Here is a 24,626-nt window from a genome sequence, read left to right as displayed (position 1 = left end):
AAGACGCAAAGGTTTTGATGGGTGTTTATCTTGAAGGCTTGGCGTCTTGGCGTCTTGGCGTCAAAACCGAGATGCTAGGATAAGTGTGAACAGTTACCCTTAGCGCAGCGCCCGGATCGGGTCAAAGAAGGCGTCCTCGACCAGCACGAAGCGCTCGTCTTTGGTCTTGCGGAAGAGCGGCTTATAACCCGCCTCGACCACCTCCTTGGGGGCGAAGATCTGGGTGTTCTGAGCCACCGCATCCGAGGTAAGCGCGTCCTTCAGTGTCTGGATCTCGGCCTCGGTGAGCATCGTGGTATTCACCACAAAGGGCGCGTTCAGCACCGGGGTGGCCGAGATGATCACAAACTCGGCGCCCGCATACTGCGTGAATGGCTCGTCGGCCTTCTCGTTGACACGATAGACCGCGCCAGCCGTGTTGGCGGTACCTTCGACCAGAGTGACATAGTTCTCGACACAGGTATCGCAGAAGGCGGCCACATCCACCTTGCCGGAGATCAGGTTGACCGCCGAACCCTGGTGCGAGCCACCAAACTGCACTTCGGAGAAGAAGTTGTCCGCACCGCCCTCGATCAGATCATCTGAGGTCAGATCCTTCCACTTCTCCTGAGCCGAGAAGTAATTGAGGATGTTTGCCGAGGGCACGCGGAAGCCAGAGGTGGAGCTGTTCGAGACGAAGGAGAAGCGCTGGCCCTGGATGTTGTCGAGCTTGAAGGCACCGTTCTCCTGGTAGTTGCCTTCCTGTCCACGCATAACGGCCAGCCAGCTATAGTAGACCGCGCCATTCAGGGTGCCATCGGTGCCGCTCGGAAGAACCAGTGGCAGTACCTTGGGGTTCTTATCGTGAGCCTGCACATAGCCCTCGGCACCAAAGAAGGCGAGGTGAGCGTTGTTGTTGGCCATGGCCTCAATCGCAATGATGTAGTCGGTAGTGGTCTGGTGCTGCACCGGGCGCTTGAGCGCCTCACTCACCACCGCCGCCAAGGCATCACGCGCAGCGCCGAGTTCCGACCCCGACTCGTTGGGGTACCAGGCCATAATGATCGGGGAGGTGTCGGCAGCCGCGCTGGGTGCCGGAGCGCTGGAAGAGGGGGTGGATGCCGGTGTACTAGAACATGCCGACAAGACGAAGATCAGGGTGAAGAGACTCATTAGCGAACGCAACCGCATAATCCCTCCGGGTCTATAAAAAGCCACACTATCGCTCCGTGAGTTTAATCTGGTCATATTATGCAGATATTAAATCGTTTATTTATAATTATTAAAATTCGTGATCAAATCAATGTTTGAAAACATCACCTTCGGTGGAGGTTTGGGGGCGGCGTAGCCGCCACACAACAACAAAAATCGGGGTTTTGGGCGTAGCCCTAAAAAATTCACACATACTATGATGATTAAATATGGCTACGTTTTTGCATATTTTTGCAAAAACGTAGGCATATCGAGCAGATCATGAAAGCGCTCAGTCAGCGTGGCGTGGTCCCAATCCCACCACGCAATCGCCAGCAACTGCGCCACCGTCTCAGCATCAAAGCGCGGGCGCACCGGGTGGGCGGGCACACCCACCACGATCATGTAGGGTTCTACGTCTTTCGTTACCACCGCCCCCGACCCCACCACCGCCCCGGTTCCTATCGTCACCCCCGGCATGATGATCGCCCCATGGCCGATCCAGACATCAGGGCCGATCACGCAGCGTGCCGCCCGCCGCCAAGCGAAGATCTCAGCATCATCCGCCGTATCGAAGCCGTAAGCCACCCGACGGTAGGTGCAGTGGTGCTGGGTTACGCGCTGCATGGGGTGGTTGACCGGGTTGATGCGCACGTGGGCGGCAATCGAGCCGAACTTGCCGATCTCACTGTAGGCGATCTGAGTATCGTTCGAGGCGTAGGTGTAGTCGCCAATGTTGCTCTCGCTCACCACCACCCGTGGGCCGATCTCGCTCCAACTGCCCAGGTGCGAGTTGAAGATCTGAGCCGTGGGATCAATGCTTGGCTCAACACTCAGTTGGGGGCTGTAGTGGCGGGTCTGGGGCGGGAAGGCTTCGAAGTAGCGGCCCATGGTCTCTTCTCCTAGCATCACGGCTTTAACGCAAAGACGCCAAGGCGCGTATCTGTTCACTTTATGGAGTAAATAGCATTCTCTTCTTGACGCAAAGGCACTAAGACGTGTAACTATTCACACTTGGGGTAAAAGAAATCTCGTATTGACGCAAAGGCGCAAGGACGCAAAGGTTTTGTTGCCGGTAACTGTTCACACTTGGGGTAAAGGAAGCTTCTGATTGACGCAAAGGCGCAAAGACGCCAAGGTTTTGTTGTCGGCTTTGCGCCTTTGCGCCTTTGCGTCAAAACCGGAATGCTAGGAGAACTGTGAACAGTTACTGTTGTCGGCTTTGCGCCTTGGCGTCTTTGCGTCAACCAGAGGTTCCGCTGTAACTGTTCACACTTGGGGTAAAGGAAGCTTCTGATTGACGCAAAGGCGCAAAGACGCAAAGGTTTTGTTGCAGGCTTTGCGCCTCTGCGTCTTTGCGTCAAAAACTGGAAGCTAGGAGAAGTGTGAACAGTTACGTTCCGCTCAAGAATACCCAACCCGTTTCCCCCAATCGTGAACGCTCGTGCGCAGCGCCATTGCCGCATCCCAGTAGATTGGCACCCCGCGCCGGATCGTCCCGCGTACCCGTGGGCGTGGCCCCGGCTCAACCAGGATCAGATCGGCGCTCAGACCGGCTGCGATCCGCCCGCGATCAAGCAGGCCGAGGGCTGTGGCGACGTTCTGGCTCACCAGATTGACCGCCGCGTGCAACGGCAGGATGCCCTTGTCCACCAGAATAAAGATCGCCTGAAGCAGTGCAGCGGGCGCATAGTCGGCGGCCAGCATATCCACTACCCCAGCCAGCACCGCCTCGATGGCGCTCAGGTTGCCCGAATGTGAGCCGCCGCGCAGAATATTGGGTGCGCCCATCACCACCGCCATCCCGCGCCGCCGCGCCTCCTGCGCCGCCGCTAGGGTGACGGGGAACTCGCTAATTGTCACCGAGAAGTCGGCCATCTGGTCAATCTTCTGCACGGTGTCGTCATCGTGCGAGGCAATCGGGAGGTGCTTCGACAATGCCTGGGTGACAATATCCGCCGCTGTGCGCCAGATGTGCGGGTCGTTCTTGGCGTTCTGGATACGTTCGTGGGTTTCGGCTTCTACCTCGGCGGGGCTGGCGTTGCGCCACTTGGCAATGAAGGAGACATATTGCTCCATGTCGCGGTACTGACCCTGGCCGGGGGTGTGATCCATCAGCGAGACCATATGCACCATCCCACGATCCAGCAGATCAACCAGCGCCGGAGCTACCGATGGCGTCGGTACCTCGTAGCGGGCATGGATGCGCAGGTCAATCAGCAACTGGTTGCGCAGGTTGTAGACGGCGCTACTCATGCGGTGGGCGTGTTCACCCGAACGGTGGTTGGCGCTACGCCCCGACATCCCATCCCAAAAGGAGAGTGCCGCGTAGGCGGTGGTGATGCCATTTGCCGCTAGGCGCTTATCCAACTCAAAGACCGCCATGTCTATCGGGAAATGCACCCCCGGACGCGGTTCAACCTCGCTCTCCAACATATCACCGTGCATATCAATCATGCCCGGCATGAGGATGAGGCCACTGCCATCCACCACACTGCCCGCCCGATCCAGCAACGCATCGCCCTCCACAATCTGGGCGATCCGACCATCATTGATCTGTAGGGCACCGCGCTCGATCACCCCGTCTGGAAGCACGATCTGAAGATCAGTTAGCCACATAATCTACCTGTACATTCGTTAAGTGCAGTTCACCATCAACCAGATCGCGCACGTCCTCCGGGTGGTGGAAGACACCGATCATCGCCACACCCTGCGCTTTGATCTGGGCCAGTCGCGCCACCAATGCGGCCCGCGCACTGGCATCGAGTGAGGCGGTGGGTTCGTCGAGCAGCAACAGACGGCGCGGCACGATCAAGGCGCGCACCAGATTCACCTTCTGCTGCTCACCCCCAGAGAAGGTGCTTGGGTAGGCGTCCCAAATATCCGCTTTGAGACCGAAGGCATCCAACCACTCAGCGGCGATTTGGTGCGCCTCGGCGCGGCTGTGGCCTTGGCTGAGCAGTGGCTCTATCACCACATCTATCGCACTGACACGCGGACGCGCCCGCAGGAACTGGGTGACATGGCCGATCTCGGTGCGACGCAGGGCGGCAATATCCACATCGGCGGCGCATGCCAGATCGATCAGGCCCGCATGGGCGTGGTAGATCGCCCGCCCCGCTGTGGGCAGGTAGGAACGGTAGAGACAGCGCAGTAGGGTGGATTTGCCCACCCCATTGACACCACGCACCAGTAAGAACTCACCCGCGTGCAGCCGGAAGTCAACCTCGTTAAAGGCCGGGATCTGGCGTTGCAGGTGGTGAACGAAGAACTGTTTGCTGAAGCCCTGAACATCGAGTATGCTCATAGTTTTGCGTAAACCAGTTGCTGTGTGTATGCCTCTTGCGGATCTTCGAGGATCTGGTCGGTCAGGCCATGCTCGATCACACGCCCATGGCGCATCACCATCACCCGGTCGGCGAGCGCCCGGATGACTCCCAGATCATGCGAGACGATCACGGTAGCGATCTGGAGTTCACGCTGAATACGCGCCAGGGTATCCAGCACCAACGCCTGTACCGAGACATCAAGGCCGGTGGTGGGTTCATCGAGCAGCAGGAGCATGGGCCGCAGTGCCAGCGCCCGTGCCAGTTGGACGCGCTGCTGCATACCGCCAGAGAGCCGGATCGGTAGATCGTCCATGCGCTCCAGCGGAAACTCCGAGGCGCTGAGCGCGGTCTTGGCCGCATGGCGCAGCGTGCCAAAGTTGCGCTCGCCCGCCATGATCAGCCGCTCGGCCACATTGCCGCTACTGGTATGGCGCATGCGCAGCCCCAGGTAGGGGTTCTGGTAGACAATGCCGATATGCCGGATCTGAATTTGGCGACGGAAGTAGCGATCCATGGTGAAGAGATTCTGATCGGTATAGCCCGGCAGATCGAGGTAGTACGTGCCTGCATCGGCTGGCTCTTCGAGGTTGAGCAGCCGCAGCACCGTGGATTTGCCCGACCCCGATTCGCCCACGATCCCCAACACTTCACCCCGGTAGACACTCAGATCCACCCCATCAATCGCCGTAATCGCGCCATAACGGCGGCTCAACCCACGCGCTTGGAGCAGTGGTACATCGCGCACCAAGCGCGGCTGATCAAGGCTCGGTCTAGTCATCATGGTGCAAGAATCCCGTATGGTAGAACCGGCCCTGATCGTCATAGTAGGTCGCACCGATCTCGACTCCTTCACCCTGCGCCCGCTGCACGAGCTTTGCCGCATAGCCGGTGTCGGAGAGGATGTAGCGCGAACTGCCATCGGGCTGGGGGACTTCATTCATAAAGCGGTTGATCGCGCCGGTCTGCGCACACACCCGGCCCGCTTGGTTCTCAACCTGAAAATGGACATCCTCGAACTCAATCGGGCGCACATCGGTATAGGGCGGCACCGCATACAAGCGCTTCTCACGCCCCGCCGAGAGCAGGGTCAGGTGAGCAGCCTGGTGCAGCATCGGGGTATCCCAGCGCGGAATAGGACTCGGAGCCATCAGGTAGCGCCCGTGTACCACCACCGGGTAGTCGGCTCCGCCGGTAAAGGTGCGGTAACGTACCAACTGCTCGTGCAGTTCAAGCCAGATCAGCGCATAATCGGCGTCGGCATGCATCTGGCGCGCACGGGTGACACTCGGTTCCACATGGGTCAGTGGTTCGGGCACCGGCACCTGCAACACCAACAGTTGCCCCTCGCGCAGCCGCTCTTCGGGGATACGGTGGCGACTCTGGATGATCGTCGCCGCCAACACATCGGTGGTGGTCTGCACGCCGGCCATACGCGCAATAAAGCGGCGCAGGTTGGCCGCATTGACCGAGTCATCCGCGCCCTGGTCAATCACCTTGACCGTGTCTGTCGGCCCGACGGCGGCCAGGGTCACTTGCAGACCGCCGGTACCCCAACCGCGCGCCATCGGCAATTCGCGGCTGGCGTATGGCACCTGATAGCCGGGGATGGCGATGGCCTTGAGGATACGGCGGCGCAATTCGCGCTTGGCAAACTCATCCAAAAAGGCATAACTATAGTCATGGCGCGGATGCGCAAGTTGTTGGAGGCTCATTCGGTATCCTCCGCCGCAGCCTCGCGTGCCCGGCGCAGTGCGTCCAGGTTGCTGCTGAAGGTGACATAATGGGGTAGTTTGTAGTGAATACAGAACCCCGACGACTCAACCGGCTCGGTATGGTAGAGCACGAACTCCTCGTCATGCGCCGGGTGCGGATTGGGCTTATCCATCTCCAGATCGAGCATCGCGCCAGCAATCACCTTCACCTCATTCCACCCCAACGTGGCCGCATAGCCCAACTCCAGTGTATCGCCGTGGCTACTCACCACCTCGGCCATACTCACCCGCACCCGCCCCGCACTAAAGCGCTCCCCACTGATAGGATGTTCGAGCAGCACATCGGCATAGCCCAGGCGCACCTCATTCACCGTAGGATGGATGAGGCCATAACCGCGCATACTGGCATACCCAAGCGCCAGCACTCCACCCGTATCGGCGCGGGCAAGCGACTGTAAGCGTTGCGCACGCGGCGCCGGGAAACGCACCGCCTCACGAGTCACATCGGGCAGGAGCGCCGGGTCGGCGGGGGGCTGAGGCGGGAGCGCCTCCAGCAGCCCGTTGAGGCGTAGCCATTCGGTGACGGGAGGGATGGGCAGATCGGGGAGCACGGGCAATTCGGAGGTTGTGGGCTGTTCGCTCGCTACCTCTCCCTGCGCATCACCATCAAGCAGATCCGTGCGCAAGAGACGGTGGCTATAATCGAGGGTCGGGCCAAGAATCTGGCCACCGGGAATATCCTTAAACGCCGCCGAGATGCGCCGCAGCGTCTGCATAGTTGCCGGATCAACCGGCGCAGCATAGGCCACCCGTGGCTGCGTCGAACGGTAGGCGCGCAGCAACAAGATCGCCTCATACAGATCACCCCCGGTCTGCGCGATGGCCAACGCGGCCAACTCCGGCGCATAGAGCGAGCCTTCACTCATCACCCGATCCACCAGATAGGGCAACTGGCGCTCGATCTGCTGCACCAAACCGGCATCAAGCGTCCCATTCAGACGGCGAAAGAGCGCCTCAGCCTCTTGGATCGCCGCTTCACCGCCACGTGCCGCAACATAGGCCACTAAAGCACCTCAACCTTGGTTGTACGCGGCAGACCGATCAGTTGGTCGTGCGCAATGAAGAAGATGTCCCACCCAAGCGGGAACTGGCACACATTGGTGCGCAACTCCCAGAACCCCGGCGGCAAGCCACCCAGATTCACCATGAACGGTGCGGGGATACCCGGCCCACTCAGGCGCAGCCGTTCACCCGCACCCAGGTGGCAACTCAGCACCAACGTCGCCGAAGAGTCGGGGTCAAGGTACGTACCGACCGGGGCCAGCGCCAGATCATCGAGCGCCGTGCTGGGCAGATCGGGGTAGAACTGGTAGTGGGCATGCTGCGGCCCCAACGCCCGCGCCCCACTATGTGCCAGCAACTGGACCAAGCCAGCATGGTTGGTGTAGTAACTCGTCTCCAGATCGATCAGGGTCGCCCCGACCGCCGCGAAGGCTGCCACACCCACCTCGGCGATGCGCTGCGCTCGCCCCGGGTAACTCAGCGCCCACATGAGCGCCTGGAACGTCTGCTGACTCTGGGCCTCAAACGCCGTCAACTGAGGAGTAATCATCAGAATGTCTCTAGCTCCACACGAGTAGCCTCAATCTGGTGCCGCAGCGCCAGATCCTCCGCCTCCAGCGCCGCTGCTTGCGCCTGCACAAACGCGGCAATCTCGGCACGACAACACCCCGCCGCGCAGGCCGCATCAAGCAACGCCAGCGCCAACGCCTGGGTCAGATCACGGCCCAGACAGGCGGCATAGCCCTCGCCACCCGCCAACCGCACCCGCGCCGAGGCCACCAACACCTCACCCACATAGAAGGTCGTACCCTTGGCCGTATCCTGCATCGGCAGCATGACCAAGCCAGTGGCGTTGTACAACACCTCCACTGGTTCCAGAGCGGGCAACAAGCTCTCAACAAAATCCTTAACCAGCGTAGCCGGACTACGGCTGAGGACACTCAGGGAGAAAGATTGATCGGGGTAGGACATGGAGAAGTCATCCCATGTAGGCAAAGCCATCACACGCTGCGGCGCAAGTGTAAGCGGGGTTGACTAAGGGGGTGTTAAATCGCGGTCAAGGGCAGAGGGGATTTGGGTGAAGTAGGGGCGAAGCATCGCCTGCCATGGAGCATGGGAACCCGAACCAGTGGGCGATGCTTCGCCCCTACGGGATGATCGGGGAACCCGGCGATGATGGGGTTTCCTGACCCCAAGGGTGATCCGTAGACTAGCATCAAGTGCTACAATAGCTGCCGACATCGCTCTCCCATACCGAAAGTAAACCTCTTTATGGCCGCCAAACTCACCCCCCAAGGTCGTGCATGGCTCAAAGGCTTCCACATCCTCTTCTCATCCACTTGGGTAGGCGCAGCTCTGTGTATGGTGCTGCTCCATTTCAGCTACCAACCGAGTAGTAGTAGTGAGACCCATACCATTCTGAGCATCCTCAAGCGCATTGACGACTGGGTGATTATTCCTTCAGCGATTGCCACCCTCATCACTAGTGTTCTGATCAGCGCTCTCACGCCTTGGGGCTTCTTCAAGTGGGCATGGGTGACGGTCAAGTGGGTTCTCACCATCGCCATCATTCTCTTCGGCACCTTCTTCCTTGGCCCGTGGCTCAATGGGATGGAGGCACTGACAGCCACTGATCCGCAGCTTGCCGTACAGAACCCGCAGTTTCTCACCAACCACCAACTCATGTCCTATGCGGTTGGCCCGCAGTTGTTGACCCTGCTCTCAATCATCTTTATCTCGGTGTTAAAGCCATGGAAGCCCAAGAAGAATCCGGTAGTGTAGATCTGAAAGCAACACGTTCTCTTATGGACACCTTCATCCCGCCGCTCGAATACCACTACGACACCTTCACCCTACGCGCCTACCGCCCCGGTGATGGAGCCGCACTGCAACACACGGTAAATGCCTCGTATGAGCACCTACGCCAGTGGATGATCTGGGCCAAGCCCAACCAGTCACTGGAAGAGTCGGAGGCGATCTGCCGCCGTTTTGCTGGCCAGTACCATCTCAACCAGGGCTTCACACTGGGCATCTGGCGCGGGGATGCGTTGGTCGGAGGCACCGGCTACCATCTGCCCAAGCAGGGGCTAGAACATGGCAATGCCGAGATCGGCATGTGGATCGCCGCTCACGAAGCGGGCCGGGGCTTAGGGACGCGCACCCTGCGGGCGCTGCTCGATTGGGGCTTCAGTGAATGGCCCTGGCAACGCCTCTTCTGGCGCTGCGACACGCGCAATCTGGCCAGTGCGCATACTGCCCAAAAAGCGGGTATGATACGAGAGGGGACGTTCCGATCTGATGGGATACATGTGGATGGTACCCGCCGGGATACCCATCTCTTTGCCCGCTTGCGCACGGAATATACCCCCCAACCCCCACACTAACCGCAGCGGTATGGATGGGAGGTCGCGTCTATGCGAGAAGAACGTCGCCCCCCTGCGGGCTGGATCATCCCCGTGGTGGCGCTGCTGATCGGGGTGCTGGGCGGAGCCTTCGCTATGCTCAGCTTTTTAGGTCTGGGCATGAACGAGGTGATCGCCCGCATGCAAGGCCGGGCCGCCCCACTCCTGATCGAAGTCACCCCAACCCCTGTACTCCACACCGTCGGCGGAGCCGCTCCTGGCCGCCGCCTGGTCTGGCGCGCCCCCATTCCCCTGGATACGGATACGAGCGAACCAGAGTTGCTGCTGATTAGCCGCAACTACGACCGCGATAGCGATACGCTGCTCCTCTTCAGCCCGCTTGAGGGCCGGGTGCGTTGGGAAAGCCCGCCCATGGGCACGAATGGTACCTCCTGGCTGGTTGCCTACAGTGCCGCGACGATCATCGTTGCCGATGAGGCGCGCCTGATTGGCTTGAGCCGCACCGATGGTAGCAAGGTCTGGGAAGCGCCGCTCACCGACCGTATCTTCTCCAATGGCTGCCAGGATTGCCTTCAGGTCTTTGGTGATGTGGTCGTTGCATTGAGCGACGATGGTCAACTCCAAGCCCTCAATGCCAACAAGGGCACCCCGCTCTGGGTGGTGCGTCTGCATCAGACCACGCGCCAACTGGTGCGGGTGGGCGCTATGGTGGGGGTGCCGGATAGCCTAGAGCCAGATGAAACCGAGGCGGGTCTCTTCATCTACAATCCCGCCGATGGCCAACTGGTGCGCACGATTGCCCCCACCTGTCAGCACGAATCGCAGGGCTATGTGGATCAACCGCACTACTACGACTACATCCTGGCCGATCCGCAGAGCGAAGCGCTCTACTGGATGCTCGATAGTGTCAACTGTCTGTTACGGGTGGGAATGGGCAGCTTCGGTGGTGAAGAGCGCACCTTCAACCCGGCATTTCAAAACTTTGAGGTCAAGAATACCCTCGTTGCTGATGGACACATCTATCTGAGTAGCGATCAATCCATCTACACCAGCGACGGCCAAGGCCAAGCCCGCCTACTGACCCAGGCTGAAGACTATAACCTCCGCCCACTGGCAGCGCGTGGCAGCGATCTGCTGGTGCTCGCCCAGCGTACTCGTGGTTCTTCGCGTTACGAACTCTGGCTTCTCGATGCCCAGAGTGGCCAGCAACGTTGGAGCCGCGTCTTGCTCGGTGATGATCTCGTCGAAGATGCGATCTACGATTCGGGCGACACAGCCGTACATCTGCTCGCCAGCGGCGTTGCCCTGATCGAGCAGCAAGCCGATCCAGAGGCGATCAGCTATGAACTGCTCAACCTGAACAATGGTACCAGCCAGGTGAAGAAAGAACTACGTGTCGAAGATGCCGGAGATTCGCTACGTGGGGTCACATGGGGCAACCAGAGTGTCTGGTTGGCAGTCGACGAGCTCTACGCCGTGGATCTGACCACCGGCGAGACGCAGGCGCGTTGGCCATAACAACCCAAAGCCCCCCCATCGTTGTTACGATGGGGGGCTTGTTGCTGGTGCCAAGGACCAGACTTGAACTGGTGACCCTCGCATTTTCAGTGCGATGCTCTACCAACTGAGCTACCTTGGCGTGGTGCTGGCACTCTCACTGGTGGGCGATGACGGGCTCGAACCGCCGACAACCTCGGTGTAAGCGAGGTGCTCTACCAACTGAGCTAATCGCCCCCAGATAATGAGATGGTGCCCAGGAAGGGACTTGAACCCTTATGAGCATGGTTAGCTCACTAGGCCCTCAACCTAGCGCGTCTGCCAATTCCGCCACCTGGGCTTAACACGGTCGGTATTATAGTCGCCCTTCCCACTTTTGTCAAACGCCGATCTCACTGCGCAGCATGGCAACCTCTTGGGCAATCCGTTCATGCAGCCGCTGGCGCTCTGCAACGGGCAAAAAGCTGGCAGCCGCAGCATTCTGCACGACGTGGATCAGGTCATCAATCGTGAACCCGAAGTGCTGCACAGCGTGGCGGTATTCTTCGGTAATGGTCGTGTGGAAGAAGGCCGGATCATCGGAATTGAGCGTCACAACCACCCCGGCATCGTAGAGTTGGCGTAACGGATGCGCCTCCCAGTTTGCGACTGCGCCAGTGCGCAGGTTACTACTGGGGCAGACATCAAGGATCACCCCGCGCTCGATCAGCGCCGCGATCAGGGCGGGGTCCTCAATACTGCGCACCCCGTGGCCAATGCGCTGTACCCCCAACGCATTGATCGCGCCCCAGACACTGGCTGGCCCCACCACCTCTCCGGCGTGCGCCATCAGCCCCAAACCAGCCTCGCGGGCCGCCGCGAAGAGCGCCGCGAAGGGTTCGGGCGGGTAGTCAATCTCGTTACCGCCAATAGACCAGCCCACCACGCCGAGGGGCTGGGCACGCCGGGCCACATCGAGTACCTGCCAACCCAGATCGGGGCCATACTGCCGCCCGTGGTCTAGGGCGATACGGATCTGGGTGCCGGTTTCGCGGGCCACCTGGGCAAAGCCCGCCGCCGCCCCACTGATCGCCTCGTAGAGATCCATCCCGCGCCGGATGTGCTGCATGGGCGAGATCATCACCTCGGCATAGCGGACGTTTTGGGTAGCGAGGTCGCTGCCCAGTTCGTAGGCCAGGCGGGCAAAATCTTCGCCGCGCACAATCACCTGGGTCATCTGCATAAACAGGCTGATGAACTGGCTAAAATGCTGGTAGTGGAAGAGTTGCTCGACCCCAGCAACATCATGGGCGGGGAGATCGAAGTTATTCTGCTGGGCCAGATCGAGCAACGTCTGGGGCGTTATCGAACCCTCAAGGTGCAGATGGAGTTCCACCTTCGGCATCCGCACAATAAACTCATCGAGTTCTGCGGTCAGCACACTGTTCCTCCTTCGTGCGTACCTTGGCGTTGGGGGCAAAAAAGGGACATAGCGTTGTCGCTATCTCCCTATGCTGCTTGCTTCTCACGCCGATAAGGCGAATTATCGGTAGTAGTTGGTCATTCCGAGCGATTGCGGTGGCTTCGGCAAGCTCAGCCACCGCGCCGCTGGCTGAGCTTGTCGAAGCCATGTGGCGCTACGCCGTTTCCCTCAGCATTACTGACCCGCTGGAGCATTGGGTGCTCTATGCGATCCCTGATGCCTGTAAGCGCTCGGCATTATCATAAACGATCAACGCATCAATGATCTTGTCCAACCCACCGGCCAAAACACCCGGCAAATTGGAGAAGTTCTGGCCAATCCGATGATCGGTGATGCGATCCTGGGGGAAGTTGTAGGTGCGGATCTTTTCGGCGCGCTCGCCGGTACCCACCTGAGCCAACCGCGATGCACCTTGGGCACGCTGCTGCTTCTCTTGCTCCCGCGCATAGAGCTTGGCGCGCAGCACCGACATGGCCTTCTCGCGGTTCTTGATCTGCGAGCGGCCATCCTGACACGTCACCACGATCTCATCCGGCGTACCACCCCGATAGACCAGCCGCACCGCCGAGTCGGTCGTATTCACGCCCTGGCCACCGTGGCCACCACTGCGGAAGACATCGGTGCGTACATCCTCGTCCTTAATATCAATCACCGTCGGCTCCACCTCTGGCATTACCGCAACCGTGGCGGTGGAGGTGTGGATACGCCCACGCGCCTCGGTGGCAGGGACGCGCTGCACACGGTGGACACCGCCCTCGTACTTGAGTTGGCTGTAGGCATTCTCACCCCGGATCTCAAAGACCGCCTCTTTGAAGCCGCCGATCCCGTTATCGGTGATACTATCAACCTCAACCCGCCAGCCACGTAGTTCAGCATAACGCACATACATCCGGTAGAGATCGGCCGCAAAGAGCGCCGCTTCATCGCCACCTTCGCCCTGGCGGATCTCGATGATCACATCCTTGGCATCATTGGGATCACGCGGAAGGAGCAGCAGCTTTATCTCTTCTTCAAGCTGGGTGATGCGCGTGCGCTGGCTCTCCAATTCCTCATGGGCCATCTCGCGCAGTTCTGGCTCGCTGCCACTCTCGTTCAGCATCGCATGCGCCTCTTCGGCGGCTTGCCGGGCATGCTGATACTCACGAAAGGCATTGACAACTGCCTCCAATTCGCGCTGTTCTCGTGCATATTGCTGAAGCAGCGTGTGGTTATGAACCACCTCTGGTTGGGCCATCAGTTCGCCAAGCTCGTCATAACGAGCGACGACACTCAAAAGTTTATCGAACATGGGTCTTTATCATCCTTAACATGTTGTATGGATCGCCATTATAGCATGGGGTATCAAGTGTAACTGGACATAACAAAACGGCATAGGGGCGAGTGTTACTCGCCAGCCCATGCCGTCTGAAAGTTGGGTTAGAAACCCTTCGAGATCTTCTTACGCCGGTTGCGCTCAGCGCGGCGGCGCTTCTCTTTGCGCTGCTCGCTCTTCGAGACGAAGTGCATCTTCTCGCGGAAGGTCTTCGTGATGCGCTCGGAGACGACGCCCTTATTGAATCGGCGGATCAGCTGCTCGACTGTCTCACCGTCACGACGCTCAACTTTCATCGCTCTGCACGTTCGGTAGGGAACGAACCGCTGGTTTAGCCAACTGGCTCAGGTCTGGTACTGGCGTGGGGCACCGCCCCGACCCGATACGCCTTCTACCGATACGTTCTGCTCACCCCCTTTACCGTGGATTTGGTGTGGCCCCGATTGCAGATGGGCAGAGCTGCCCGCGAACACCGTTGCGTAGTATAGCCGATATCCGCTATCGGCGCAACATCTCCAATCCCTGTAACTATTCACACTTGGGGTAAATAGAAATCTTGTATTGACGCAAAGGCGCAAGGACGCAAAGGTTTTGTTGCAGGCTTTGCGCCTCTGCGTCTTTGCGTCAAAAACTGGAAGCTAGGAGAAGTGTGAACAGTTACCAATCCCTGTAACTATTCACCCTTGGGGTAAATAGAAACTGTGAACAGGTACCCATGACTACCCTGTTCGCGGGCGCACAATCAGGGTATCGCCCTGACGTGCCGCACGGATCGCGGTTCCATCGCGTAGCCCCTCTGGCATCAGGATGTGGCGGCGATATGGCCCGGCGCGCACAATCAACTCGTCGCCACTGACGGTAAGCCCCAGTGCCTCGCGGCGCAGACCGGGCAGATCGATCGCCACGTGGGGATCGGGTGGCCCGACCACACGCAGCGGAGGAACGGCATCCTGCGTGGGAATAACTTGGCCATCGGGGTAGAGCGCGGCACCCAAGGTGGCCAGCCCCGGTACACTACCGGGGGTCGCCGCAGCTTCAAGGCGGCGCAGGGGCAACCCGCCCCAGAACCGCGCCACATCCGCTAGAACCTGGCGCTGCTCGGCGATGAGTGGGCCAAGTGCCAACACCCCTTCGGGAAGGAGCGGGCCAGCAATGATCTGCTCGACCAGTAAGCCAAAGAGCTGGATGGCCGGCAGTGCGTTGAGCGCCTCTTCTAGCCCGCTGCGGTCGGGACGTAACACGTAGCGCACCCGCAAGGCCGCCGGATTGACCGTCTCATCACGCAGGTGTTCCAACTGAACGCGGGCATCCTGCACCTGCGCGATCCAGTCGAAGGGCATGAGCGCACTTGGTAACAACGCCCGCGAGATCGAAGCACTCGAACGACCAGGGCCACGATCTAGCCCCAAAAGCAAGCGCACCACCCAACGGAAGGTGTCGGGCACCACGAGCGCTCGCAGGAGGCTATCGTGATGGCCAGCATCAAGACAGATCAGATCATAGTTCGCCGCCATCAATCGCAAACGCGCCACGGCCAAAAAGAGATCACTCCCCGGAATGATCGGCAATTCATCGCCATTGATCGGCAAGTTGGCCAGGGTACTCACCCGATTGCGTAATTCACCCCAGACCGCACTCAGATCGTTGAGCGCATCAAGAGTCCAAAAATCTAGCCCCGGTGCAATCGGATGCGGCGCAGTAGCCGAAGCCACCCCCACCAGAGCGTGAATGCTATGTGACGGACCAACACTGGCGATCAGAGCGCGGCGACCGGCAGCGGCGGCGGTGGCAGCGGTGGCAGCGGCGGCGGTGGCAGTTGCGCCCCCACCACTTCCCACAAAGATGAGAATCATATCATTTCGAGAGATTTTTGATACTTGGGACATCAGACAACATGCAGTGTAGCATGCTTTTTGTGTCATAGGGGCGGTATCACCTTGTCATAGCCTGCTATAATGAAAGGCGTCAGCCGCAGCGTTCGGCAGCAGAAGAGGAACTGAGTACCATGACAGAGAACCTCAACGAACAGAGTATTGCAACCTTCCTGGATGCCTTAGCATCGAGCGCACCCACACCTGGTGGAGGGAGTGTCGCCGGAACCAGTGGCGCAATGGCGGCTGGTCTGGTCAGTATGGTCTGTTCGCTCACCATTGGCAAGAAGCAATTCGCCGAGATCGAAGACGAAGTTCGTGGCATCCATGATCGTTCCGAAGCATTACGCCGGGAACTTCAGGACTTAGCCCAGGCCGATATCGAGGTCTTTGGGCGGCTTTCGGCAGCCTACAAGCTGCCGCGCACCACCGATGCCGATGCGGCGACCCGCAAAGCGGCTATCCAGCAGGTGACCCGTAGTGCGGCGGATGTTCCACTGCGCATCGCCCAGGCAGCAGCGGCGATCATCCCACTCTGCACCTCGCTCTCCAACCGTTGCGCCCGCCTGATCGTGAGTGATGTGGGGGTGGCGGCACTCCTCGCCCGTGCCACCGTGCAGAGCGCTATCCTCAATGTGGAGATCAATCTCGCCGGGCTTGAGGATACGATCTTTGTGCGCGAAACCCGCGCCCAGCTTGAAGATCTGAGCGTCGGGTTGGGCGAAGAGGCCGAGGGGATTTTGGCGATTGTTCGCCAGCGAATCAATCAGTAAGGGCTACGGCCCATTTGTGGAGATGAGATTGTACGTATGACTGCCACGATCCTTGATGGCCGTGCGCTAGCCCAAGAACTGCGCACCGCCACCCAGACCGAGATCGCCAATCTGAGTACCGCACTTGGTCGCGCCCCTGGCTTGGCGGTGGTGCAGGTGCTGGGTGATGCTGCATCAACTCGGTATGTACGCAGTATCGAGAAGTTGTGCGCAACGCTGGGCGCGGGGTTCCGCCTGATTGCCCTGGCACCCGAAACGACACAGGCCGAGCTAGAGGCACACATCACCGCGCTCAATGCGGATCACGAAGTAGATGGGATCTTGCTCCAGCTCCCGCTTCCGGCCCCTCTGAATGCCAACGCGGCGATCATGCAGATTGACCACCGCAAAGATGTTGACGGGGTTCACCCGATCAATGCCGGGTTACTGGCGCAGGGCCGCGATGCCCTGGTGGCTAACACGCCCGCCGGGGGGATGGAGTTGCTGCGCCACTATCAGATCGAGTTGCGTGGGAAGCGCGCCGCTGTGGTGGGACGCTCGGCAATTGTGGGGCGGCCCATGGCCCAATTGCTCATCCAAGCCGATGCGACCGTCACCGTCTGCCACTCGCGCACCCCCGACCTTGGCGCGGTGCTGCGCGAATGCGAGATCGTCTGTGTGGCCGCCGGGCGCCCCGGCTTGGTCACGGCGGATATGCTCCGCCCCGGCGCAGTCGTGGTGGACTTCGGCACCAATGTGGGGGCCGACGGGAGTTTGGTGGGCGATGTGGATTTTGCCGCGAGTGCTGAAGTTGCCGGGGCGATCACTCCGGTACCGGGCGGCACCGGCCCAATGACCAATGTCATGCTGATGCGCAACTTGGTTGCCGCAGCACATACCCTACACCACCTATGAAAATACTCGTTCTTGGCAGTGACGGTCGAACCCACGCGCTGGTCTGGAAACTCTTCTCCAGCCCCAACGCCGAAATCTTCTGTGCGCCGGGGAATGGCGGGGCCGGTCTGCTGGCTCCCCAAGTAGACCTGGATCTGAGCCAGCCGTCCGAAGTGGCGCGCTGGGCCTTTAGCGAACAGATCGACATGATCGTCCCTGCCGAGAGCGGTAGTCTGTGGATCGGCATGGTAGACGAAGTCGTCTCTATGCACATGGGGGTCTTTGGTGCTTCGCAACGTGGCACGCGGCTCGAATGGAGCCGCTGTTACGCCAAGGAATTTCTACAACGCTACGGCCTGCCCACCGCACGCGGGCGCACCTTCACTAGCCTCTCGAACGCCGAAAAGTACTTGGCCAGCCAGAATTTGCCGGTGGTGCTTAAGGCGGATCACCCGGCGGGTGGCGGCGGGGTGTACCATGATCGCTACGCGGCGTTGGAGGGCTTACGTACCCTCTTCATTAACCGCCCAATCGAGAGTAGTAGCCATGGGGTGGTCATTGAAGAGTACCTGAGTGGAATTAGCGTCAGCTTCTCGGCGATCATAGACGGTAGCACCGCCTTGCCCTTACTGCCGGTACGCATCTATGATCGTCTGGATGCAACCCCAGAGAGCACCTGGGCACCGGGAATGGGCGCGATCACCGGCAACTCCAGCTATGCCCAACGCCTCGGTACCCACATGCACACCCATCTCATCCGCCCGATTGTGGCCGCGCTGAGTCAAGAGAACTTGCCCTACTGGGGTGTCTTGGGGGTAGACTGCATCATCACCGATCAGGGGCCACGGATTACGACGCTCCGCTGTAGCCTGCGTGACATGGAGGCCCAGGTGGTGCTGCCGCGCCTCAAAGACGATCTGGTGCCAATAATCGAGGCCGCGATTAACCGCAAACTGCACCAGATCCCCCCCCTTCACTGGCGCGACGAGGCCAGCGTGGGGATCGCGCTGGTGGCTCAGGGCTACCCCAACCACTTTGGGGTCGGTGGGGCCATTCGTGGTCTGACCGATATAGACGAGGGGGTGCTCGTCTTCCACAACCAGACCCATAACCCGGCGGCGCTGCGTTATACCCCAGTAGCCCGCACGGGGACGGGAATGTTCAACAACTTGCTCATGGGGGGTGGCACGGCGGTGCCCGATACCACCATGACCGGCGGGCATGTGGTGACGGTGGTGGGCCTGGGGGCAACCCTGAATGGCGCACGCGGGCGGGTGTTGCTCAACGCCGAGCGAATCAGTTTCCCCGGTCGCATCTATCGCGATGATGTGGGGAGCCACGAGTTTCGGTGACGGTTCGCTCTTTCGCTTCGATCCTTGCCGCTACCTATTATTTTGGTTGTTGGATAGCCAGACTAGCCCGCTTGGTGTCCATTTTATTGGGATGCTACACCCGTAATTGGGGTTGCATGTCCAGTAAAATGGGCTTTTTTTGTACTTTTTTATGCAACATTGACATATATGAGATCTCATACTTATAATATCTGTATATCAATTACATACCCCTAAGGGGTATGCTCAACAGAGGAGGAACGGCATGGATGCAACGATGGAGCGTTTCGTCGCATCGCTTGAAGCCCACATGACTGCCGAAGATGTGGTGAATCTTGAAGCGTGTATGGATTGCAAGCGCTGTGGTGATGCGTGTGCGTGGTATCTGGGAACCGGCGAAGAGAAGCTCCATCCAACCTATAAAACCAATTTTGTACGCGACATCTACCGCCGTTATATGACCTTAGAGGGCAAGATTGCTGGTTCGCTCGGTCTTATTCCTACCCCCACAACTGATGATCTGCGCGAGCATATGGCCTCGTTTTGGCACTGTACTGCGTGTGGTCGTTGTACTCTCTCGTGCCCGGCGGGCCTGAGTACCCGTAGCTTGGTGCGCATGGCCCGCTCTGCTTACACCGATTCAGGTTTGAGCCAGGAAAATGCAACTCTCAATTCGATTATTAAAAATCTTGAGACGGTCAACCATAGTTTTGGTCTGACGATCCCGCATGTGCTGGTGCGTTATAGCCTCTTCCTCTGCCATCAAGATATTGAACTCCCGGTTGATATTCAGGGTGCCGAGACGCTCTTTGTCTGTCCGTCGGCGGCCAATACGCGCATCCCCGATTATGCGACCCAGGTGATGGAACTGCTCAATGCGGCCAATGTGGACTACACCGTCTCCTCGCAGATTGCCGAGACCGGCACCGAGGCCGATCATATTGTGGTGCATCATGAGTTAGCGCGCAAGATTCTGGAGGATTGGGAGAACGAAGCCGAGCGCCTCGGTGTCAAACAGGTGATGGTGGCTGAGTGTGGCTGCGATACGCGCTCGCTCTTCTTTGAGGCCCAAGAGATCCTGGGGCGGCCCTTCAAGTTCCCGGTGGTACTCTTTGATGCAGTGTTGCTCGAAGCGATTGAGAAGGGGGTCTTGCCGATTGATAAGACCGATAAGAGCATTACCCTGCACGACCCTTGCCACTCCACCCGTCTGGCGGGCCAGGGTGATCTGATGCGCGAGTTGCTGCATGCATGTACCACCAACTTCATCGAGATGACGCCCAACCGCGAGTACAACTACTGCTGTAACGGCGGAGCCGGTGGTTTGCGTCTACCAGAGAATGCCCCGGTGCGGCGTCAAGTCTCGGTCTTTAAGGCCAACCAGATCAAGAACACTGAAGCCGACTATGTCACTACTCCTTGCGTGGTCTGTATGCTGACCCTAGATGATGTGTGTAAGACCTACAACCTCGGCAAGCAGGCTGAAGGTGAGCGCACCGCGATCATGATGTTTGAGGTGGTGTATGAGGCGGTGCGCCATGCGCTGGAGCGCACGGGCCAGCTTGATCGCTTGCGCACGCCCAAGCAATTGCGGGGCCGTAACGAGGAGTTCCTGCGCTCGCATAGCTCATCGGGCAAGGTCGTTCAGTTCCTCCAGAGTTCGGTGGCGCCCCAGATCCTGACCTGGCTCGACAACGATGAGGTGGTCAAGCGCTACTTCAAGGCACATCCCGATGCGGTGGCGAAGCTTGAGGAGTTTAAGGCGGTGCATGCCCGCTGGGCCGAGCGTGGTGACAAGATCGAACTCTGCCCCAACATTCAGCGCCGCGTGCCGGATGCGGTGGTGGCCTGATTTCCCAACAACTGATGCAGGAAGGAGCGACTATGGAGACCTTTCTCAATATCTATGCCCCGATTGCGTTGATCATCTTTTTTGGCGGCTTGGCGTTGCGAATGGGCCGTTGGGCCAAGGCGTTGGTGATCCATCGGAGCGTGCGAGGCCGCAATGCGACCTTCCCGGTGCATATGGCCGATCTGGGGCTGTTCAAGGGGGCCACGGATGTGCTTGCTGGCCCGGTGCAGCGCTTCCACAAGCCCGCCAACCGGGTCTGGAGCCGGGGCTACATGCTCTACCATATCGCCATCATCACCGAGGTGACTGGTTATAGCCTCTCAGCGCTGATCCTGTTTGTGCGTATGGCCATGGGCCAGCCGGTGCCCAATATTGCCCACCATACGGCCCAGAGTTTCAACTACGCCCCGTCCAACCTGTTGGCGATTGTCTTTGGAAATGGCGAGAGTCTGGCCTCGCAGTTCCTCTTTGGCAGCTTCGCCCCGATCTTTGTGAATGTCACCTGGGTGGCGGTAGGCTTTGCGGTGGTGGGCAACCTGCACCTCGTCTATACATTGCTCACCCGGCGCAATTCGGCGGTCTTGGCCGATATTGATGCGGCATCCAAGGGCGTGCGGATCAAGGGCCGCATCACCTGGGATCGCCTCGCGGTGCGTCTGCTGATCTTCTCGATCATCTGGACTGAGTTGTTCGCCCGCCTGGAACTGATTAACGGCATTGTCTTTGTGCATGCCGCGCTGGGCTTGGCACTCTTTACGCTCTTCCCCTTTACGTACCTCTTCCACATGGTCTTCAATATCGTGGCGCTCTACTACGGGGCCAAACGGAGTTCGATCCGTGCCGTGGCGTAGGGGTTCGGTTAAGGAATACCGCCGTAGCGGGAGCGTGGGGGCCTGCGGCCCCCACGAAAAAAGAGCGTTGTGCTGGTGTGGGCAGGGCATGTGCAAAGTCACCTCCGGTGGAGGTTCGGGGGCGGCTGCGCTGCCCCCGAAGATCTTTTTTTGTGGTGTTTTGGCGGCGAAGCCGCCAAAACACCACAAAAATTGGGGTTTGGGGCGCAGCCCCAAGGACTTTGCACATGCCCTGTGGGTGTGGGGCGTAGCCCCAAATTATAACCGGGTGGTCTGGGTGATGTAGCGAAAAAAGATGATCACATTCCCCAGCCGAATACGGGTGCGATCCTGGATGACGGTGCTGCTATTGGGCGACATTCGCATGTCGTTGAGGAAGGTGCCGTTGGTGCTGCCTAGGTCGGTAATCACCCATTGGCCATCAATCAGGCGGATGACGGCGTGTTGGCGGCTGACACCCTGCGCACTGCCACCGACCGGATGCAGGTCAATATCGGGGGCGGTGCCGGCTGCGGCGTCGTACCAGCCGATCATGTAGCTGCCCTTGCCGGGATCGAGCGGGATGCGGTAGTTGTTCGGCAAGACAACCTCGCAGGGCACGAGGGCGGCTGGCGCACTGGCCGGACGGATCATCTCCTCATACTCGTGCTCAAGCTGGCGTAGCTCGGTGCGGTGGCGTTCGAGTAGCACAATCAGCCGCTCTTGTTCCTGTTCAAGGGTGGCAATATCCTTGCGTTTGCGTGCAATATCGCTGATGCGGGTCAGGATCTTCTCGTTGTGCGCAATAATGCCGCGCATACGTTGCAGATCGCCCTCACGTACAGCGAGATCCGCCCGTGCCTTGGTGATACCATCCTCGGTGATGCGGCGCAGCGTCTCATTCATCCCGGCTAGGGCACGCTCATTGCTGGCCATCCAATCACGCAGTTGTTTGACCTCCTTCTCCATGGCGGCCAACTGTTTGCGTGTGTCTTGGGTCTCTTTTTCGATTGCTGTGCGGTCGAGCATCGGTTTTTCCTCTTTTTTGGCATGTGCAACGTTCTTGGGGCTGCCACCTTCAAACCCACGGTTGGGTCTGCGCCCCAGACCCGCTATTTTCTCTGATGTTGGCGGCGAAGCCGCCAACATCAGAGAAAAACCCCCTTATCTTCGTAACTTAGTTGACGAAATATCCATCCGAAATTGTTGCACCGGAATGGCACGCACCAGATCGACGTACTCACTGGGCAGGTTGAGGTCGGCTAGGGTGTGGAAACGGCCATGAACGAGGCGACCAGCGACGAGCAGACGGCAACCGGCAGCGCGGATCTGATCGAGTGCATCACACAGCCCCGATACCCCTCCATAGTATGCCGGATCAAGCAGGCGGGCGGCGGTGTCATAACCGAGGACGAGGGTGCGCCCAGGGTAGAGCCGCGCCTTCTGGGCGAAGAAGGGTGCGCAGGAGAGGATGAGCGTCGCCCAGCCCTGAAATTGGCGCGCCCGGCGTATGACTTCGTCGCCGGGAAGTTCGCCCTTGTCGGCATTGCGCAGGGGCAACTCGAAGGCCGTTGGCGCACCACAGATCGTCGCTGCGGCAGCGGACATCCCACGATGCCCGGCGTGCAACGGGTTGAATGAGCCGGAGAGAATCGGCCCGTAGGGTGGGGCGTCAACCGCATACTGGCCCTCGGCGCTGATGCTGAGGCTGCCAATTCGCCCACAACGTAGATCATCGAGGTATGGAATAGACATAGTTTGATTATAGGTCACTTGACCAAATCGTCAGTCTATGGTATCTTCACCGCGCTGCTGACCCTGACCGTCACAGCGTCGATCCCAGATTGATCGACTTCCCTATTACCCCAGGAGGTACGTATTGCTGAGTCTCCGTATGACTCTTGCGAGCAGTCGCGCCCCCCAGCTTCGTCGCACACACTTTACTTCACTGCTCCTCTGGCTGACGGCCCTGTTCGCCTTCAGTACGCTGGCCCTTCCCACATCAGTTTCCGCTGCCCCACAACTCATTCTACCTACTCCGCCGGGCGAAGAATGGAAGATCATCCAGGGCTATGCCTGTGGCACCCACAATGCCTGGGATCGCTACTCGCTCGATCTTGTCCAGGTGAATGGCCCAACCTATGATGCCCCGATCCGTGCTGCGGCATCTGGCCAAATTTGGCACTGGGAGGCCCGGAGTGGGACGCTCATTCTGAGCCACGGCGACCGCTTCTTTACGATGTATACCCACCTGAGCCGTGCGGTCAGTACCGAATCGGGTCGGGTCTTTCAGGCTGGTGAAGTTCTCGGCTACGCGGGCGACCGTGGTTCACCGGGGATTCCCCACCTCCATTTTACCGCTTATACCGCCAATCGTGATGGCTGGAGTGGCAAAAAGTCGGTGCCGCTCAGTTTTGCCGAGGGCTACGTCCTGCCCGAAGTTGGTGGCTGTAGTCAGCATCAGGGCACGGTGATGACGGCGATGGCGATTCAGCCACCTGAAATCACCTTTCTGACCGATGCCCAGCCTAACACCTGGTACAACCAGGATCAGCGGATCGCCTTTACCACCAATTGGGCCGGTGGCGGTCTCAGCCAGATGTGGGATGTGGAACCGAGCGCCGATGCACCCATGTTCCCGCAGAATGTTGATGGCTACGCAGACCTGAGTATGGTAGGTGAGGGCATGCACACGCTCTACGTGCGCGTCTGGGGGCCAGATGGGAAGCAGACCGTGGCGAGTTATGGCCCGGTAGGCTACGATATAACCCCGCCGACCAGCCCGCAAGCCCAACCCGATCTGCAACTCAATGCGGGTAGCCAAACGATTGTCGTCTGGCCTGACGTTGAGGATGCTCACTCCGGGTTAGCCGGGTACCGCATTTATGTGGGCACCGACCCCGAAGGTGAGGATGTCTGGTTCAGCGAAGAGGCATTGGTCAAAACCCCAACCCTTGCACCGGGTACCTATGTGGTGCGCGTACAACCCCTGGATCAGGTGGGCAACGCCGGGCCGTGGACGACGATACGCACGATCACGGTGGCAATGCCGTAGGTAGAGACGCAAGATATTGCGTCTCTACCTACGGCGACGCAACGGCGACGCAAGATATTGCGTCTCTACCTACGGCGACGCAACGGCGACGCAAGATATTGCGTCGCTACCGCAATATCCCTTTGCCCCACACC

Annotated in this window: 24 protein-coding genes and 3 tRNA genes; 9 read left to right on the top strand and 18 right to left on the bottom strand. The window is 59.4% G+C overall.

From position 1 onward, the window contains the following. Positions 1-99: 99 nt before the first annotated feature. The 9 genes from EKD03_RS01860 to EKD03_RS01820 form a co-directional block, all read right to left on the bottom strand. On the bottom strand, positions 100-1,170 hold the full coding sequence (locus tag EKD03_RS01860; RefSeq protein WP_129626706.1) for a PhnD/SsuA/transferrin family substrate-binding protein: 1,071 nt from the start codon (positions 1,168-1,170) through the stop codon (positions 100-102). A gap of 234 nt (positions 1,171-1,404) precedes the next feature. Beyond that, the gene (locus EKD03_RS01855) at positions 1,405-2,061 is read right to left on the bottom strand and encodes a DapH/DapD/GlmU-related protein (RefSeq protein WP_129626704.1); all 657 of its coding nucleotides are present in this window, start codon (positions 2,059-2,061) and stop codon (positions 1,405-1,407) included. A 513-nt stretch (positions 2,062-2,574) separates the two neighbouring features. Next, positions 2,575-3,789, bottom strand: coding sequence for an alpha-D-ribose 1-methylphosphonate 5-triphosphate diphosphatase (locus EKD03_RS01850; protein WP_129626702.1), 1,215 nt, complete (start codon positions 3,787-3,789; stop codon positions 2,575-2,577). Continuing rightward, entirely contained in the window at positions 3,776-4,477 is a 702-nt protein-coding gene (locus EKD03_RS01845; RefSeq protein ID WP_129626700.1) for a phosphonate C-P lyase system protein PhnL, read from the bottom strand. Before EKD03_RS01845 ends, EKD03_RS01850 begins: the two co-directional genes overlap by 14 nt. Beyond that, the gene (locus EKD03_RS01840) at positions 4,474-5,280 is read right to left on the bottom strand and encodes an ATP-binding cassette domain-containing protein (protein WP_238613322.1); all 807 of its coding nucleotides are present in this window, start codon (positions 5,278-5,280) and stop codon (positions 4,474-4,476) included. Before EKD03_RS01840 ends, EKD03_RS01845 begins: the two co-directional genes overlap by 4 nt. Continuing rightward, a complete protein-coding gene (locus EKD03_RS01835; RefSeq protein ID WP_129626698.1) occupies positions 5,270-6,211 on the bottom strand; it encodes an alpha-D-ribose 1-methylphosphonate 5-phosphate C-P-lyase PhnJ in 942 nt (313 codons plus the stop codon). Before EKD03_RS01835 ends, EKD03_RS01840 begins: the two co-directional genes overlap by 11 nt. After that, positions 6,208-7,275, bottom strand: a complete 1,068-nt coding sequence (locus EKD03_RS01830) for a carbon-phosphorus lyase complex subunit PhnI (protein WP_129626696.1) — start codon at positions 7,273-7,275, stop codon at positions 6,208-6,210. The genes EKD03_RS01835 and EKD03_RS01830 overlap by 4 nt, the downstream gene beginning before the upstream one ends. Beyond that, on the bottom strand, positions 7,275-7,823 hold the full coding sequence (gene phnH, locus EKD03_RS01825) for a phosphonate C-P lyase system protein PhnH (RefSeq protein WP_129626694.1): 549 nt from the start codon (positions 7,821-7,823) through the stop codon (positions 7,275-7,277). The genes EKD03_RS01830 and phnH overlap by 1 nt, the downstream gene beginning before the upstream one ends. After that, on the bottom strand, positions 7,823-8,245 hold the full coding sequence (locus EKD03_RS01820; RefSeq protein ID WP_129626692.1) for a phosphonate C-P lyase system protein PhnG: 423 nt from the start codon (positions 8,243-8,245) through the stop codon (positions 7,823-7,825). Before EKD03_RS01820 ends, phnH begins: the two co-directional genes overlap by 1 nt. Before the next feature lie 300 nt (positions 8,246-8,545). Here EKD03_RS01820 and EKD03_RS01815 point away from each other — a divergent pair, with 300 nt between their 5' ends. From EKD03_RS01815 to EKD03_RS01805, 3 genes are read left to right on the top strand one after another with little or no spacing between them, the layout of a single operon-like run. Then, on the top strand, positions 8,546-9,055 hold the full coding sequence (locus tag EKD03_RS01815) for a hypothetical protein (protein ID WP_129626690.1): 510 nt from the start codon (positions 8,546-8,548) through the stop codon (positions 9,053-9,055). Between the two features lie 23 nt (positions 9,056-9,078). After that, on the top strand, positions 9,079-9,657 hold the full coding sequence (locus EKD03_RS01810) for a GNAT family N-acetyltransferase (RefSeq protein WP_161569158.1): 579 nt from the start codon (positions 9,079-9,081) through the stop codon (positions 9,655-9,657). Between the two features lie 30 nt (positions 9,658-9,687). Next, entirely contained in the window at positions 9,688-11,154 is a 1,467-nt protein-coding gene (locus EKD03_RS01805; RefSeq protein ID WP_129626686.1) for an outer membrane protein assembly factor BamB family protein, read from the top strand. A 45-nt stretch (positions 11,155-11,199) separates the two neighbouring features. Here EKD03_RS01805 and EKD03_RS01800 read toward each other — a convergent pair. The 7 genes from EKD03_RS01800 to EKD03_RS01770 form a co-directional block, all read right to left on the bottom strand. Continuing rightward, a tRNA-Phe gene (locus tag EKD03_RS01800) sits at positions 11,200-11,275 on the bottom strand. Positions 11,276-11,294: 19 nt separating this feature from the next. Continuing rightward, positions 11,295-11,370, bottom strand: a tRNA-Val gene (locus EKD03_RS01795). 13 nt (positions 11,371-11,383) lie between these two features. Further along, positions 11,384-11,473 (bottom strand) — tRNA-Leu (locus EKD03_RS01790). A 39-nt stretch (positions 11,474-11,512) separates the two neighbouring features. Then, positions 11,513-12,553: an adenosine deaminase gene (add, locus tag EKD03_RS01785; protein ID WP_129626684.1), complete on the bottom strand. Its 1,041-nt coding sequence runs from the start codon at positions 12,551-12,553 to the stop codon at positions 11,513-11,515. Positions 12,554-12,797: 244 nt separating this feature from the next. Further along, entirely contained in the window at positions 12,798-13,883 is a 1,086-nt protein-coding gene (prfA, locus tag EKD03_RS01780) for a peptide chain release factor 1 (protein ID WP_129626682.1), read from the bottom strand. Positions 13,884-14,011: 128 nt separating this feature from the next. Then, positions 14,012-14,203, bottom strand: a complete 192-nt coding sequence (gene rpsU / locus EKD03_RS01775) for a 30S ribosomal protein S21 (RefSeq protein ID WP_044200632.1) — start codon at positions 14,201-14,203, stop codon at positions 14,012-14,014. 423 nt (positions 14,204-14,626) lie between these two features. Next, positions 14,627-15,760 carry an ArsA family ATPase gene (locus tag EKD03_RS01770; protein ID WP_129626680.1) on the bottom strand — a complete coding sequence of 378 codons (1,134 nt, stop codon included), beginning with the start codon at positions 15,758-15,760 and terminating at the stop codon, positions 14,627-14,629. 152 nt (positions 15,761-15,912) lie between these two features. On the opposite strand from EKD03_RS01770, the gene EKD03_RS01765 reads away from it, so the two are divergent. The 5 genes from EKD03_RS01765 (at position 15,913) to EKD03_RS01745 (ending at position 21,458) form a co-directional block, all read left to right on the top strand. Beyond that, positions 15,913-16,551, top strand: coding sequence for a cyclodeaminase/cyclohydrolase family protein (locus tag EKD03_RS01765; protein ID WP_129626678.1), 639 nt, complete (start codon positions 15,913-15,915; stop codon positions 16,549-16,551). A gap of 36 nt (positions 16,552-16,587) precedes the next feature. Next, the gene (locus EKD03_RS01760) at positions 16,588-17,445 is read left to right on the top strand and encodes a bifunctional 5,10-methylenetetrahydrofolate dehydrogenase/5,10-methenyltetrahydrofolate cyclohydrolase (protein ID WP_129626676.1); all 858 of its coding nucleotides are present in this window, start codon (positions 16,588-16,590) and stop codon (positions 17,443-17,445) included. Then, positions 17,442-18,776: a phosphoribosylamine--glycine ligase gene (locus tag EKD03_RS01755; protein WP_129626674.1), complete on the top strand. Its 1,335-nt coding sequence runs from the start codon at positions 17,442-17,444 to the stop codon at positions 18,774-18,776. The genes EKD03_RS01760 and EKD03_RS01755 overlap by 4 nt, the downstream gene beginning before the upstream one ends. A gap of 244 nt (positions 18,777-19,020) precedes the next feature. Then, positions 19,021-20,607 (top strand): (Fe-S)-binding protein, encoded by a 1,587-nt coding sequence (locus tag EKD03_RS01750; RefSeq protein WP_238613317.1) that lies wholly within the window; start codon positions 19,021-19,023, stop codon positions 20,605-20,607. 32 nt (positions 20,608-20,639) lie between these two features. Further along, positions 20,640-21,458, top strand: a complete 819-nt coding sequence (locus tag EKD03_RS01745) for a hypothetical protein (RefSeq protein ID WP_129626672.1) — start codon at positions 20,640-20,642, stop codon at positions 21,456-21,458. Positions 21,459-21,716: 258 nt separating this feature from the next. Here the strand turns inward: EKD03_RS01745 and EKD03_RS01740 are convergent, their stop codons facing one another. Together EKD03_RS01740 and EKD03_RS01735 are read right to left on the bottom strand one after the other, a co-directional pair. Next, on the bottom strand, positions 21,717-22,466 hold the full coding sequence (locus tag EKD03_RS01740) for an FHA domain-containing protein (RefSeq protein WP_161569157.1): 750 nt from the start codon (positions 22,464-22,466) through the stop codon (positions 21,717-21,719). Between the two features lie 135 nt (positions 22,467-22,601). After that, positions 22,602-23,192: a hypothetical protein gene (locus tag EKD03_RS01735; RefSeq protein WP_129626668.1), complete on the bottom strand. Its 591-nt coding sequence runs from the start codon at positions 23,190-23,192 to the stop codon at positions 22,602-22,604. A gap of 139 nt (positions 23,193-23,331) precedes the next feature. Between EKD03_RS01735 and EKD03_RS01730 the strand changes: the two genes are divergently transcribed. Beyond that, entirely contained in the window at positions 23,332-24,492 is a 1,161-nt protein-coding gene (locus EKD03_RS01730; protein WP_129626666.1) for a M23 family metallopeptidase, read from the top strand. Positions 24,493-24,626 lie beyond the last annotated feature (134 nt).

The organism is Candidatus Oscillochloris fontis (assembly GCF_004138135.1).
GTDB lineage: Bacteria > Chloroflexota > Chloroflexia > Chloroflexales > Chloroflexaceae > Oscillochloris > Oscillochloris fontis.
This window is presented reverse-complemented; position numbering and strand designations above follow the sequence as displayed.

Coding starts and splice junctions, on each gene's coding strand:
- EKD03_RS01860 (WP_129626706.1), bottom strand. CDS start 1,170: ATGCGGTTGCGTTCGCTAATGAGTCTCTTCACCCTGATCTTCGTCTTG.
- EKD03_RS01855 (WP_129626704.1), bottom strand. CDS start 2,061: ATGGGCCGCTACTTCGAAGCCTTCCCGCCCCAGACCCGCCACTACAGC.
- EKD03_RS01850 (WP_129626702.1), bottom strand. CDS start 3,789: ATGTGGCTAACTGATCTTCAGATCGTGCTTCCAGACGGGGTGATCGAG.
- EKD03_RS01845 (WP_129626700.1), bottom strand. CDS start 4,477: ATGAGCATACTCGATGTTCAGGGCTTCAGCAAACAGTTCTTCGTTCAC.
- EKD03_RS01840 (WP_238613322.1), bottom strand. CDS start 5,280: ATGATGACTAGACCGAGCCTTGATCAGCCGCGCTTGGTGCGCGATGTA.
- EKD03_RS01835 (WP_129626698.1), bottom strand. CDS start 6,211: ATGAGCCTCCAACAACTTGCGCATCCGCGCCATGACTATAGTTATGCC.
- phnH (WP_129626694.1), bottom strand. CDS start 7,823: ATGATTACTCCTCAGTTGACGGCGTTTGAGGCCCAGAGTCAGCAGACG.
- EKD03_RS01820 (WP_129626692.1), bottom strand. CDS start 8,245: ATGTCCTACCCCGATCAATCTTTCTCCCTGAGTGTCCTCAGCCGTAGT.
- EKD03_RS01815 (WP_129626690.1), top strand. CDS start 8,546: ATGGCCGCCAAACTCACCCCCCAAGGTCGTGCATGGCTCAAAGGCTTC.
- EKD03_RS01810 (WP_161569158.1), top strand. CDS start 9,079: ATGGACACCTTCATCCCGCCGCTCGAATACCACTACGACACCTTCACC.
- EKD03_RS01805 (WP_129626686.1), top strand. CDS start 9,688: ATGCGAGAAGAACGTCGCCCCCCTGCGGGCTGGATCATCCCCGTGGTG.
- prfA (WP_129626682.1), bottom strand. CDS start 13,883: ATGTTCGATAAACTTTTGAGTGTCGTCGCTCGTTATGACGAGCTTGGC.
- rpsU (WP_044200632.1), bottom strand. CDS start 14,203: ATGAAAGTTGAGCGTCGTGACGGTGAGACAGTCGAGCAGCTGATCCGC.
- EKD03_RS01770 (WP_129626680.1), bottom strand. CDS start 15,760: ATGATTCTCATCTTTGTGGGAAGTGGTGGGGGCGCAACTGCCACCGCC.
- EKD03_RS01765 (WP_129626678.1), top strand. CDS start 15,913: ATGACAGAGAACCTCAACGAACAGAGTATTGCAACCTTCCTGGATGCC.
- EKD03_RS01760 (WP_129626676.1), top strand. CDS start 16,588: ATGACTGCCACGATCCTTGATGGCCGTGCGCTAGCCCAAGAACTGCGC.
- EKD03_RS01755 (WP_129626674.1), top strand. CDS start 17,442: ATGAAAATACTCGTTCTTGGCAGTGACGGTCGAACCCACGCGCTGGTC.
- EKD03_RS01750 (WP_238613317.1), top strand. CDS start 19,021: ATGGATGCAACGATGGAGCGTTTCGTCGCATCGCTTGAAGCCCACATG.
- EKD03_RS01745 (WP_129626672.1), top strand. CDS start 20,640: ATGGAGACCTTTCTCAATATCTATGCCCCGATTGCGTTGATCATCTTT.
- EKD03_RS01740 (WP_161569157.1), bottom strand. CDS start 22,466: ATGCTCGACCGCACAGCAATCGAAAAAGAGACCCAAGACACACGCAAA.
- EKD03_RS01735 (WP_129626668.1), bottom strand. CDS start 23,192: ATGTCTATTCCATACCTCGATGATCTACGTTGTGGGCGAATTGGCAGC.
- EKD03_RS01730 (WP_129626666.1), top strand. CDS start 23,332: ATGACTCTTGCGAGCAGTCGCGCCCCCCAGCTTCGTCGCACACACTTT.